This window comes from Kitasatospora indigofera (assembly GCF_014655955.1).
Lineage (GTDB): Bacteria > Actinomycetota > Actinomycetes > Streptomycetales > Streptomycetaceae > Kitasatospora > Kitasatospora indigofera.
On the sequence record NZ_BNBO01000006.1, the window covers coordinates 185,118 to 197,873 of the forward strand.

Consider the following 12,756-nt stretch of genomic DNA (forward strand, 5'->3'; position numbering starts at 1 on the left):
GAAATGGAATAATGCTGGTGAGCAGCACGGATCCGGTCATCGACGCCAACCTCGCCCTCGCGCTGGACGCCCTGCTGGCCGAGCACAGCGTGACCCGCGCCGCCGCGCGCCTGCACACCTCGCCGGCCGCGATGAGCCGCACCCTGGCCCGTCTGCGCCGGATCCTCCAGGACCCGCTGCTGGTCCGGGCCGGACAGACCATGGTCCCCACCCCACGCGCCCAGGCGCTGCGCGAGGAGGCCGCCGCGGTGGTGCGCAGCCTCGGGGCGCTGCTCAGCCCCGGCGCGAGCGTCGACCCCGCCGGACTCAGCAGCACCTTCACCCTCCAGGCCGCCGACCTGGTGGGTGCGGCACTGGCCCCGGGGCTGCTCCGACTGGCCCAGCGGGAGGCGCCGGGCGTCTCGTTCCGGATCCGGGCCGAGGAGCTGGAGGCCGGCCCCGCCCTGCGCGACGGCCGGATCGACCTGGAGATCGGGTCCATCGACCACGTGGACCCCGAGACCCGGGTCGAGGAGCTGGCCGACCTGCGCATGATGGCGGCCGTCCGGCCCGGCCACCCGCTCACCGAAGGGGAGTTGACCCCGGCCCGGCTGGCCGCCGCCCGGCACGTCACGGTCAGCCGGCGCGGCCGCTTCACCGGCCCCCTGGACACCGCCCTCGCCGCGCAGGGCCTGCACCGGCGGGTCGGCGTCGTCCTCCCCGGCCACCTGGCCGCGATGGCCCTCGCCGCCCGCACCGACGTCGTCTGCCTGGTGCCCGCCGCACTCCCCGGCGCCGCCCCCTCGCCCCTCACCCAGGACGCCGCCGCCCTCGGACTGCGGCTCCTCGACATCCCGCTGGACCTGCCGCCGCTGACCATCGGGATGGCCTGGCACCCCCGGAACACGGCCGACGGAGCCCACCGCTGGCTCCGCGCCGCCGTCCGCCGCACACTCCGCACACCGACCGCGGCCGCCGAAGTCACGGCGGCGGACGCGACCGGCCCCGAGTAGCACGACACCGCCCTCGCGGGCCGCGGAGCCCGGCCCGGCCCGGTGCCGGCCGGGCTGCGAAACCCGTGTGCGCCGGCCCGGCGGGGTCTGGGATCATCGCCGGATGCTCCAGCGTCTCGAAGCCATGGTCGTCCGGCACACCCGCCGCCTCCCCGCCCCCGCCGCGCGGGCCGTCCACGCCGGCGCCGCCCTGCCGGCCGGTCAGGGGGCCACCGCGGCACGGCAGTTCGACGCCGCGCTGATGTCCGTCGGCTTCAAGCTCTCGGCCGGCCTGCTGGAGCAGCTCGCGGAACTCGACGAGGGCACGGTCGTGGACACCGCGAGGCGCACCCTGGCCACCGTCCGGGGGATCACCGGCGACCACGTCGCGCACAACGCCTACTTCGTCGACTTCCCGGCCAACGTCCCGGACACCTTCGCCTTCTGGACGAGCTGCGTCACCGAGGCGCTCGCCGACGACGCGTCCCGCGCGAGCACCGCCGGCCAACTGCGCACCGGGGTGCTCGACCTGCTGACCCTCCCGGCCTACGGCAACTACCGGCACACCTACGCCGAACTGCTCGCCGCGCACGAGGAACTGATCGCCGCCGCCGGCGACCGGCTGACGGTCCTGCACCCCGGTGGCACGCTGGACGCCGAGGTGACCGCCCTCTACCTGGCCCTGGCGGGCAGCGCCACCCCGCTCGGCGAGGAGGACCTCGCCGACCTGCGGGTGCTGGCGGGTTATTGCGCGGCCGGCCCGCAGCCCGAGGCGATCCCGGTCCGGGAGAACCGCGCCCTCGTCAACCTGGCCCGCCTCGACACCGGCGCGGACCTCCTGCTGGACACCGTCACCGACGTGCTGCGGCTGGCCTGCGCCCTGTCCGACGGCGATGTGACCCTGGTGCGGCCGACCCGGTTCCGGTCGCTGTCCCGCCCCGTCCGCCGCGCCCTGATCGCCGGTCTCGACACCGTGGTCGCCGCGGCCCCCGCCAAGCTCGCCGACGTCACCGCGCACCGCGAGGCCTTCAAGCGCCTCGGCGAGCGGCTCCACCCGCACGAGTACCCGCGCCGGCCGCACGCCGCCGAGGTCTTCGCCGTCGCCCGCGGCGAGTCGGCGGCACCCACCTTCGAGAGCCGGGCCGATCAGCTGCTGGCAGCCGGCGAGGTCACCGCGGCGGCCGGGCTGTTGGCCGAGGCCCCCGGCAAGCTCTTCCGTGCCCTGGACCGCCTGCTGCGGGCCTGCCCCGGCCAGGACGAGCGCGACGCCGTGCTGGCCGTGGCCGAGCGGGCCGCCCCGCGGGTGGCCGGCCGGGTCCTGCTCTCCGTCCGCGAGCACCTCCACAACCGCACCGACGAGCCCGGCGGGACCCGCGTCTTCGTCAACCGCCTGGGCCGGGCCTGGGTCACCCCCGACACCCGCCCGGCCGTGCCGCCGGACGCGCGCGAGCGGCTGATCACCGCCCTGGACGCCGAGACGCGCCGCCGCCTCCCGGCACCGGACCACCTGCTGATCGGCCCCGACGTCCTCGACGTGGCGCTCCCGCTCAGCGGCAAGGCGACGGCCGCCGGCCTCGGGGTGCTGCCCCGCGGCTCCGTCTCCCCGGTCGAGGGGGACCTGCTCCGGTTCTTCGTCCACTGGAGGCAGACCGCCCGCACCACCGACTTCGACCTCTCCGCGCTGCTCCTGGACGCCTCGTACGGGACGCTCGGCCAGCTGTCCTACACCTCGCTCACCCAGGTCGAGGGCGAGCACTCGGGGGACATCACCGACGCGCCCGAGGGAGCCTCGGAGTTCATCAACCTGCGCCTGGGGGCGGTGCGCGGCGACTTCATCGTCCCGCAGGTCAACATCTTCTCGGGCGAGGGCTTCGAGGAGGTCGCGGAGTCGTTCTTCGGGTTCATGCTGCGCGACGGCGACCAGCGAGGGCGTCCGTTCGAGGCGCGCACCGTCCGGCTGAAGTCGGAGCTGCGCGGGCCGGGCCGGGTGGCCCTGCCGCTGGCGTTCCTGCGCGGCCCGGACGGCGGCTGGCAGGCGAAGTGGCTGCACCTCCACCTCAAGGGCAGTCCCAGCGCCAACCGGGTCGAGGGGAACCGGGTGTCGGTCGCCACGCTGCTGCGCGGCGTCGTCGGGCGGGAGTACCTGACGGTCCGGTACCTCACGGACCTGATGGCCGGCTCCGGCACCGTCGTCACCCGGTGGGACGGCGGGGCCCTGCCGGACGGACCGGTCACCTACGTCGGGCTGGAGCGCCCGGCGGGGCTGCATCCGGACTCCGTGGTCGTCACCCCGGAAAACCTGCGCGACCTGATCCCCGGCTGACTGCTACCGTGGGGCCCGGCGAGGCCATGAAGGGGCTTCCTTCTCACACCTCCAACGTTAGTCCCTTCGCTTTCCTCGCCCTCGACTTCGCGCCGGGGTGCCGCCACGGCACCTCGGCGTCGTCGTCCCCCCACCCCGCGTCGTCCTTCCCCGTCCGGTGGCGGGGGCGTCCGGCGGGTGCGGTCCCGCCGGTGACCGTCCGGGGCCGCCGGACCGCTCCGGCGGCCGCCGCCCGCACCGTCAGAGCCGGGGGTCCCAGCGCTCCGTGGCGAAACGGGCCAGGGCCACCTCCACCTCGATCGGCACCATGGCCGCGTCGCCCAGGTCCCAGACCCGGGCCCACCCCTCGGCGTCCGCCCGCAGGCGCGGGACCGTCCGGTCCGGGTGCGGTCGCACGGCCAGGAAGTACCCGGCCGGCAGGCCCGGGAAGGCGGCCTTCACACCCCGCGGGGCCTCGGCCCGCCGGACCCGCACCTCCGCGACGTCCTCCCAGCGCAGCCGCAGCCGGCGCCCCCCGCTGAGCCGGATCCCGTCGGCGTCGATCCGGAGCTCCGTCGCCACCGCCCGCAGGGCCAGGGCCGCGAGCAGGAGCACCGCGCCCAGGGCCACGAACAGGGTCCACTGCGCCCCGACCAGCTCCCAGGACCGTTGCCAGTCGGCCCGGTACCCCCCTTCGGCGGACAACGGGGACACGACCACCAGGTACACGAGCACCGGGACGACCAGATCGAGTCCGAGCATCCGCAGGGCGCCGAGGCTGCGGATGCTGCTCCTGGTCCGGACCTCGGGCGGCGCCGGGGCGCCCTCCGACGGGTCGCCCGCACCGGGCCCGGCCAGCCGCAGTCTCAACCCGGCGTGCCGGTACTGGTGGACCCCGCCCACCTGCCGGAGGACGCCCGACCGGCGGGCGTCCTCAAGGAAGCCCAGCACGTCCCACGGCAGGTGCCCGCGCGCCGCCAGCGCCAGCCGGGTCGCCGTCCAGCGGCCCCACTTGGTGAACGCGGCGAGCACCGCGGCCGAGCACAGCCAGCCGGTCAGGAACCCGCCGGCGACGAGCGAGCCGTCCGGCCAGTCGAAGAACGCCACCGCGATGCCTGCCACGGCCGGCGCCACCAGGGCCGCCTCCGCCACGGCGATCCGCCGTTCGTCGAGCAGCAGGAGGCCCGGCCGGGTCGCCGTCCCGGACTCGGCCGGTCCGGTCAGGATCACGCCGGACAGCACCGGGAGCAGGAAGACCAGGAGGACGGCGCCCCGGCCGCCGGAGCCGAACACGCCGAGGCCGGTCAGCACCGCCCCGGCCAGGCCGGTCAGCAGGCGGCCGCGGGCCCCCGCCGGCTTCCTGGGGCGGTCCTCGAAGCCGTTGAAGAGATGCCTGGTCGCGAGCCGTCCGAGCACCGTCGCCAGGGTGGCGAACCCGCTCACGGCGTTCAGCGCCTCGGCGACCCGAAGGAAGCCCCACCGGGCCGGCACCGCCCCCGTGGCGGTGAGCAGCGCGGCGACCGCACAGCCGACGAGCGCGCCGCAGACCGCCACGCCCGCCAGGACGACGGCTCCCCAGACGGCGGGTTCGGTGAGCGGGCTGCGGATCTGCCACCAGGCGATGTCCTGGGTCCGCCGGCGCCCGAGCTGGCGCGCCAGGAAGCGGTGGTACCGCAACGCGCGGTCAGGGTCCCGCTGACGGACCCGTCCCGGGAGGTGGTCGGGCGGCGGGCCCTGCGAGCAGACGGCCGGGACCAGACCGTCCAGGAGGTGGCCCTCGACGGCGTCCGGGCCCGGCAGCAGGCTCGCGTCCAGCAGTTCGGCGGGATCGCTGCCCGGTGCCGAGTACACCGTCGCCGCGAGCCAGAGCATCAGCGGCGAGGAGAGGACCGTCGCCAGGGCGCCGCCGGGGTGTGCGGCCAGTTCGCCGAAGACCGGCTCCCAGGCGGGCAGGCGCCGTGGATGGCAGGCCCGGGCGAGGTAGTCCCGGCCGGCCCGCGCGGGCACCGGGCCGGCCCGCAGGACCGGCATGTCGAGGAGCAGGAGCGAGTCGGCCACGCCCTGCTCGTGGGCCTCGGGGCGGGAGGTCAGCACCAGGGGGTCCGCCGGTCCCAGCGAACGGGCCAGGGCCGCCGCCGCCCTGGTGCGCGACGGCGGCGGGAGTTCGTCGAACCCGTCCAGCACCGGGACGATCATCCGGTCCCGCACCAGCGTCTCGGCCGTTCGCTGGTCGAGCCCGGTCGTGTGGCCCCCGTAGTCCTCCCTGATCCGCCGGACGACCCAGGTTTCGAAGCCCTCCTGCCCGGGGTCCCAGTCCGGCATCGAGAGGATGACCGGGACGGCCTCCCCGTCGGGCCGCCGCTCCAGCAGGCCGAGCACCAGCAGGACGGCGACCGAGGACTTCCCCGCCCCGCCGGGCCCGGTGATCATCAGTCGCAGCGGCGACAACCCGCCGACCTTCGCGACCAGACCGTCCGGACCGGCAGCCGGAGCCCCCGGCTCCCAGTCCGCCTCCCACGGGACGGCCATCGGGGCCCGGCCCCGCAGACCGCGGAGGTTGGCCTCGTCACGCCACTGGGCCAGCACCACCTTGGCCAGCTCGTCCGCGGCGCGCGCGGCCGGCGTCGGGTCCGGGGAGGCGTCGTGGTGGAACTCGATCCCGTTGACGCTTCCCGCCATGATCGCGTACCGGGCGGAACCCGCGAGGTGGTTGTGCACCGGATCAGTCACACCGACATCGTCCCAGCCCGGCCGGGGACTTGACGATGCGTCCCGACGGCGGTCCGGGCCGCCCCCAGGGGGGCCTTCGCGCCTCGTGGGCAGGCCGGGCCCTCGGCGTCAGGCGATCCGCCCGGCGGTCATCAGCTCGGTCAGGTAGCGCTTGGTGATGCTGCCGCCGTGGCGGTCGTCGATGAGATCGGCGATGCCCGCCAGCAGCCCGGTGCGGGCCGGCGCGGGCAGGGCCCGGTGCCCGGAGTAGGTGCGGAGCACGTCCAGGTACTCCTGGGCGGAGTAGGTGAGGTCCCACTCGTAGCGCCGGACCTCCACCGGACCGAAGCGGCCGGAGCCGGCCAGCTCGGTGTCGTCCGGGGCGATGTCCGCCGCCGGCGACAGCCGCAGGCCGGGCGGAGTCGCCGGATCGAAGCGCTCGTAGAGCGGCTGGGCCTCGGCGAAGAACTCCTCGCTGCCGCCCTTGACGTGGTGGGTGGAGACGACCGCCAGGACGCCGGCGGGCCGCAGTGCGTCGGCCGCCTTGGCGGTCCGGACCGCCGGGTCGATCCAGTGGAAGGACGTCGCCGCGAGCACCAGGTCGAAGGGCTCGGGCGGCAGCGGCCACTCCTCGAAGGCGCTGACCACCACCTCCGCCCGCGGGTACGGCGCCAGGTTCCACCGGGCCACCTCCGCCATCTCCGCGCCCAGCTCGACGGCGGTGACCCGGGAGCCGGTCGCCGCCAGCGGGACGGTGGCCTGGCCGGTGCCGCAGCCCAGCTCCAGGATCCGGCGCCCCGGGCCGAGCGTCGCGAGGCCAGCGAGGTCCTCGTACATCCGCCGCGGGTAGCCGGGGCGGGCCCGGTCGTAGAGTCCGGCGTCCTCGGTGAAGGTGGTGCGGAGCCGTTCCCGGCTGGTGTCGGTCATGAACCCGGAACGCTACCCGCGGGTGGCCGGGGTTGTCGCTCCGGTTTCCCGCCGCGGCCCGCCTGCCCGCCGTCGCCTGCTTCGCCGTGGCCGCCCGCGCCGGTCGGGTGCCCCGCCGCGACACCCATCGCGACACCCGCCGCGACACCCATCGCGACACCCGCCGCGGGTTCCGGCCGACGGGTGAGATCGCGTCCGGATCCCGGCGCGTCCCGGCGCGTCCCGGGGATCCGCCCGCCGGCCCGGCTACCGTCCGAGGGCGGGCGTTGCTGCGCCCTGCTTCCCGGCCCGGCCGCTTCTCCTCGTCGCGGCCGGGCCGCGCCGTCTCCGGACGGGACCCCCGGCGCCGGAATCCCTCAGCGCCGGAACCACTGACCGCCGGGACCCCTGACCGCCGGAACCCGCCGAGCACCCGTGCCGGGCCGCCGGACCGGGCCCGGCGGGGGACCCTCAGGCCGGGCCCGCGGCGACGCAGAACTCGTTGCCCTCCGGGTCGGCCATCACCAGGTGGTGCCCGGTGAACTCCTCCAGGACGGTGCCGCCCGCCCGTACCAGCCGTTCGGCTTCCGCCCTGATCCGCGCCCACCGCTCGTCGCCGCTGCCGTGCCCCGGCACCCGGATGTCGATGTGCAGCCGGTTCTTCGCCCTCTTGGGCTCCGGGACCTTGAGGATGGCGAGCCGGGGGCCGGCGCCGTCGGGGTCGCAGAGCCAGGCGCCGTCGTCGGCGGAGTCGTCCTCCGGCAGGTCGAACTGGGCGAGCCACTCCTCCCGGGTCGTGAACGGGGCCGGCGGCGGCTCGTCGACGTAGCCCAGCGCCGTCTTCCAGAAACCGGCGAGGAGCTGCGCGTCCGTGCAGTCGAGGGTCAGATCGATGCTGGCTGCCATGACAGGACCGTACTGCTCGCCACCGACACCCGCAGGCGGGGCCGCGGCCGGCAGCCATAGACGAATGCTGGACCCCGCCAGAGAACTGCGGCATTCCGCGACCACCCGCCCGCTGCGAGCCTCCAAGGGTGAGCCCTTCCCGAATTCCCGCCCCTGCCCGTGCCCTCGCCCCTGCTCCCGCTTCCGCCCCCGCGAGCCGCCCGCCCGGCGGCTGCGACCCCGTCGGCACCGCGGCGTCGCAGCACGCCGCGCCCTACGCGGACGCCGTCCTGCGCACCGCCGGCCACGACTGGCTGCGCCTCAACGTCCCCGGCCACGCGGCCGGCACCCGCCGGTTCACCGACCTGGCCGGCATGTTCGGCGACGCCCCGCTGCGGCTGGACGTACCGCCGCTGCTGGAGGGCGTCGACCTGGGCGCCGGCAGTCCGCTGGACCAGGCGCTCGGCCTCGCCGCCGAGGCCTGGGGCGCGCGCCGCACCTGGTTCCTCACCAACGGCGCGTCCCAGGGCAACCGCATCGCCGTCCTGGCGGCCCGGGCCCTCGGCGGGACGCTGGTGGTGCAGCGCAGCGTGCACTCCAGCGTGATCGACGGACTGGTGCTCTCCGGCCTGCGGGCCGCCTTCGTCCACCCCTCCGTGGACCTGGACCTCGGGATCGCCCACGGCGTGACCCCGGCGGACCTCGCGGCGGCGCTCGCGGCCACCCCCGATGCGGCGGCCGCGTACGTGGTGACGCCCAGCTACTTCGGCGCGGTGGCGGACGTCCGGGGCCTGGCGGAGGCCGCGCACCGGGCCGGTGTGCCGCTGATCGTGGACGAGGCCTGGGGCTCGCACTTCGGCTTCCACCCGGACCTGCCCGGCGGCGCCCTCGCCCACGGCGCCGACCTGGTGGTCTCCAGCACCCACAAGCTGGGCGGCAGCCTGACCCAGTCGGCGATGCTGCACCTGGGCGAAGGGCCGTACGCCGACGTGCTGGAACCGCACCTCCGCCGGGCCTTCCACCTCACCCAGTCGACCAGCGCGAGCGCCCTGCTGCTGGCCTCGCTCGACCTCGCCCGCCGCACCCTGGCGACCGGGCGGGAGGCGATCGGCGCCTCGCTCGCCGCCGCCGACGCGATGCGCGCGGCCGTCCGGGCGGAGGGCCGGTTCGGTGTCGTCAGCGACGGCTTCGGCCGGTTCGCCGACATCGTGGCCGCCGATCCGCTGCGGGTGGCCGTCGACACCCGGGCCGGCGGAGTCTCCGGCCACGAGGCCAGGCGACGCCTGCTGAACGAGCACCGGATCATGGTCGAGGTCGCCACCGACTCCGCGATCGTCGCGGTGGTCGGCGCCGGTGCGGCACCCGACCCGGAGCGTTTCACCGCGGCCCTGCACGCGCTCCCCGCGCCGTCGGGCGGGCAGGCCGCGCCGGTCCGGATCCCGCTGCCGGCGCCCGGCCCGGTCCGGTCGACGGCCCGGGCGGCCTTCCTCGCGCCGAGCACGGCGGTGCCCGCCGCGCAGGCGGTCGGCCGGGTGTCGGCCGACACCCTGGCCGCCTACCCGCCGGGCATTCCCAATCTCCTCCCGGGCGAGGTGATCACCCAGGAGCTGGTCGACTTCTTCCGGCGCACCGCCGCCGTCCCGGGCGGCCACGTCCGCGGCGCGGCCGACCTCGCCGTCAGCACCCTGCGGGTGGTCGACGAGGGGGCGTAGCCGGAGCGGGGCGAGGCGGCGGGCGCGGCAGCCGGACGGGGCCGCGGGACGGGTCAGGCCGGCCCGGCCAGCACCCGCGCCTGCCGGCGAAGCGCCGCCAGCAGGTCCAGCGCGGCCGGCGACACCCCCGACCTGGGCATCGCGACCCCGATCTGGCGGGCCAGCACCAAGTCCGCCAGCTCCCGCACCACGATGTCCTCCCGGGGCCGGCCGAGGCCGAGGCGGGGTACCAGCGCCACCCCGATGCCGGCCGCGACGAAGCCCTGCATCACGCCGTAGTCGTCGGTCCGCAGGGCGTGCACCGGCTCGAACCCCTCCCGCGCGCAGGCCAGGCCGAGCAGCCGGTCGCACGGGTCGGCGTCCGTCGTGCCGACGATCCAGGCCTCGTCGCGCAGCGCGGCCAGCGGGACGCGTTCCATCCCGGCCTGCGGGTGGCCGGCCGGCAGGACGAGCAGCAGCGGGTCCTCCATCAGCGGATGGACCACGAAGTCCTCGTCCAGTCCGAGCCGGTCGCCGGGCTGCGAGAACACCAGCGCCAGGTGGAGCTCCCGGCTGCGCAGGCCGGCCAGCAGCTCGGGCGGCTCGCCCTCGGTCAGCGACACCCGCACCCCGTGCCCGTGCACCTGCCGGACGGCCGGCGGCAGCAGCAGCGCACCCGCGGTCGGGAAGGTGCCGACCCGCAGCGCGACCGAGCCCTGTTCGACCAGGCCGCGGACCTCCCGCTCGGCCAGCGCGATCCGGGCCAGCACCGCCTCGGCGTGCGTCAGCAGCGCCTCCCCGGCCTCGGTGAGGACGGCGCCGCGCGGGCCGCGCTCGACCAGCTTGGTCCGGAAGTGCGCCTCCAGGGTGCCGAGATGGTGGGTCACGGTGGGCTGGCTGTGCTGCAACGCCCGGGCGGCCGCGGCGAGCGAACCTTCGCGGGCGATCGCGCGCAGCACCTGCAGATGGCGCAGTTCGAGCATGGACGGCCTTGCTGTGGACGGGAGGACGACGGCTCCGATCCCGTACGCTCGCGCCGGGCCCGGTCCCCGTCCGGGCCCGGCGTGGGCGGTGCGGGCCCGCCGGGAACGGCCGCGGGCGGCCGGGCGGCGGACGGCCGGGACCGTAGCGGTGGGCCCGCACCGTACGGACGGGCCCACACCATTGCAGCGCAGGTCGCTCCGGGCGGCCACCGTGGGCCGGACGGGTGGCCGCGGGACGATGCGTCAGGACTGCCGGGGATGGTCAGTACCGCTGCCCGTACCGCTGCCCGTACCGGCGTCGGCCTCGGCTCCGGCCACCGGGCGGGCGGTCCCGGCCGCGGGCCTGCGCAGGAAGAGGTAGAGCGTGGGCACGAGGTAGGCCACCCAGACGACGACCTGCAGCAGGGTGGGGTCGGGCTGGAAGTTCAGGATGCCCTTCAGCAGGGTGCCGTACCAGCTGTCCGGGGGGACGGTGCCGCTGATGTCGAACGCCAGGTCTTCCGGGCCGGGCAGCCAGCCGGCCTCCTGGAGGTCGTGGACGCCGTGGGCGAGGACACCGGCCGCCACGACGATCAGCAGCGCCCCGGTCCAGGTGAAGAACCCGGCGAGGTTGATCCGCAGGGCTCCCCGGTAGAACAGCCAGCCGAGCAGGACGGCGGTCAGCAGGCCGAGCGCTGCGCCGATCAGCGGACGGACGCCGTCATCGGTGGCCTGGACGGCGCTCCAGATGAACAGTGCGGTCTCCAGCCCCTCCCGCCCGACGGCCAGGAAGGCGGTCGTGACCAGGGCGACGGTGCCGAGCGCGACGGCCTCGTCCAGCTTGCCGTGCAGGTCGCTCCTGAGGTGGCGGGCGGTGCGGCGCATCCAGAAGACCATCCAGGTCACCAGGCAGACGGCGGCGATGGACAACGTCCCGGCGAGTGCCTCCTGGGCCTCGAAGCCCAGCTGGGCGGAGCCGTACTGGAGCAGCGCCCCGAAGGCCATGCTGAGGACGACGGCGGCGGTGATCCCGGCCCACACGGGGAGGAGCTTGTCCCGTCGGCCGGTCTTCACCAGGTAGGCGATCAGGATGCAGACGATCAGGCTCGCTTCGAGGCCCTCGCGGAGGCCGATCAGGTAGTTGGCGAACACGCGTTCTCCTCGGATGGTGATCCGGCCGGGACGGCCCCGCCCGAACGCCGGGGACGGCCTGCTCGGCCGGCGGCGGCCGCACGCGCGGAGCCCGGCCCGCCGGCCGCGGGCGGGCCGCCGCCGAAGCGTTCCGGATCGTGCCGCTCCCCGCCGGGAGCGACGGCAGGTCGGCCGGCCGGCCGGCCGGGTCGACGCGGGCGGCGGGTGACGGACGGCGGGCGGCGAGGCCGAGGCGCTCCCCGCCGGGAGCGACGGCAGGCGGCCGGCCCGGGTCTCCCTCGCCCCAGGACGGCGACCGGGACGGGCCCGGGCACGGGCGCCGTCCTGGGGCGAGGGGCACCCTCCTGCAAGCTAAGGCATACCTTAGTTGGCCGGTCCGGCCGTGGCCACGGAGCCGGTGGCGCGCCGCGCCACCCGGATGGCGGCGGGCGGGTCGTACGGGCTGCGCGCCGGCCTGCGCCGTCGCTGCTCGGTGCCCTGCCGCTCTCGGGCGCCACCTGGCATTCGGGGGCCGGCCGCTCTTCGGGGCCGGGGGATCGAGCGGGCGGTCGTCGCCCACCGGGCGACCCGCGTGAAGCGACGTCCGCCCGGTCGGCTACGGTCTGCCATCATGCAGAAGATCACACAGATGGTCGGGGCCGCCGTCCTCGGCAGCGCGTTCGCGCTGCTCGCGGGCTGTTCCTCCGCGCAGCCTCCGGCCGTCTCCAGCACCGCGCGCGCCGTCACGTCGGCGCCCGGGACGGCAGCTCCGTCGCTCTCCGTGTCGGCGCAGCCGGTGGTGGCGAGCCGGGCGCAGTCCGCGGTGGCCGGGGCCGCCGCGGTGATGAACATCCTGCACCGCGGGGGGCAGCCGTCGGCCGAGACCTGCGGTGCGCAGTGGAACGAGCTTCCGCCGGAGAAGCAGGCCGGCCTGGACCGGGCCGGCTTCGACGCCGGGTGCTTCGGCGCGTCCCGGCCCGACGTGGTCACCTTCGGGCCCGGAGCCGGTCCCAGCCCGACGGCCACGCCCTGACCGCCGGCCGCCGGCTGCTCGCCCCTGGCCCCTGGCCCCTGGTCCTGCTGACGTCGGCGGCCGGGGGCGCGGCGGTGCCGGGCCCCCGGCCGTGAAGGCGGCCCGGTCATGACGGTGGAGCCAGGTGGCCCAGGGCAGGGCCACCCGGCTCAGGGGTTCCGGAGCG

The 12,756-nt window shown here is 76.5% G+C and carries 9 protein-coding genes; 4 read left to right on the forward strand and 5 right to left on the reverse strand.

The features are described from left to right. Window positions 1-11: 11 nt before the first annotated feature. A complete protein-coding gene (locus IE329_RS08690; RefSeq protein WP_229927272.1) occupies window positions 12-992 on the forward strand; it encodes a LysR family transcriptional regulator in 981 nt (326 codons plus the stop codon). Window positions 993-1,095: 103 nt separating this feature from the next. After that, a complete protein-coding gene (locus IE329_RS08695; protein ID WP_190210243.1) occupies window positions 1,096-3,294 on the forward strand; it encodes a TerD family protein in 2,199 nt (732 codons plus the stop codon). 240 nt (window positions 3,295-3,534) lie between these two features. On the opposite strand, the gene IE329_RS08700 is transcribed toward IE329_RS08695, so the two are convergent. The 3 genes from IE329_RS08700 to IE329_RS08710 form a co-directional block, all read right to left on the reverse strand. Then, window positions 3,535-6,003 carry a hypothetical protein gene (locus IE329_RS08700; protein ID WP_190210244.1) on the reverse strand — a complete coding sequence of 823 codons (2,469 nt, stop codon included), beginning with the start codon at window positions 6,001-6,003 and terminating at the stop codon, window positions 3,535-3,537. A 108-nt stretch (window positions 6,004-6,111) separates the two neighbouring features. Beyond that, a complete protein-coding gene (locus IE329_RS08705) occupies window positions 6,112-6,909 on the reverse strand; it encodes a class I SAM-dependent methyltransferase (RefSeq protein WP_190210245.1) in 798 nt (265 codons plus the stop codon). Window positions 6,910-7,359: 450 nt separating this feature from the next. Continuing rightward, window positions 7,360-7,794, reverse strand: coding sequence for a VOC family protein (locus IE329_RS08710; protein ID WP_190210246.1), 435 nt, complete (start codon window positions 7,792-7,794; stop codon window positions 7,360-7,362). A 128-nt stretch (window positions 7,795-7,922) separates the two neighbouring features. On the opposite strand from IE329_RS08710, the gene IE329_RS08715 reads away from it, so the two are divergent. Then, a complete protein-coding gene (locus IE329_RS08715) occupies window positions 7,923-9,485 on the forward strand; it encodes an aminotransferase class I/II-fold pyridoxal phosphate-dependent enzyme (protein WP_190210247.1) in 1,563 nt (520 codons plus the stop codon). A gap of 53 nt (window positions 9,486-9,538) precedes the next feature. Here IE329_RS08715 and IE329_RS08720 read toward each other — a convergent pair whose 3' ends face one another. After that, window positions 9,539-10,447: a LysR family transcriptional regulator gene (locus IE329_RS08720; protein WP_190210248.1), complete on the reverse strand. Its 909-nt coding sequence runs from the start codon at window positions 10,445-10,447 to the stop codon at window positions 9,539-9,541. Window positions 10,448-10,690: 243 nt separating this feature from the next. Continuing rightward, on the reverse strand, window positions 10,691-11,578 hold the full coding sequence (gene efeU / locus IE329_RS08725) for an iron uptake transporter permease EfeU (RefSeq protein WP_190210249.1): 888 nt from the start codon (window positions 11,576-11,578) through the stop codon (window positions 10,691-10,693). Between the two features lie 610 nt (window positions 11,579-12,188). Between efeU and IE329_RS08730 the strand changes: the two genes are divergently transcribed. Further along, complete coding sequence (locus IE329_RS08730; protein ID WP_190210250.1) at window positions 12,189-12,590, forward strand: hypothetical protein; 402 nt, start codon at window positions 12,189-12,191, stop codon at window positions 12,588-12,590. The last annotated feature ends 166 nt before the right edge of the window (window positions 12,591-12,756 follow it).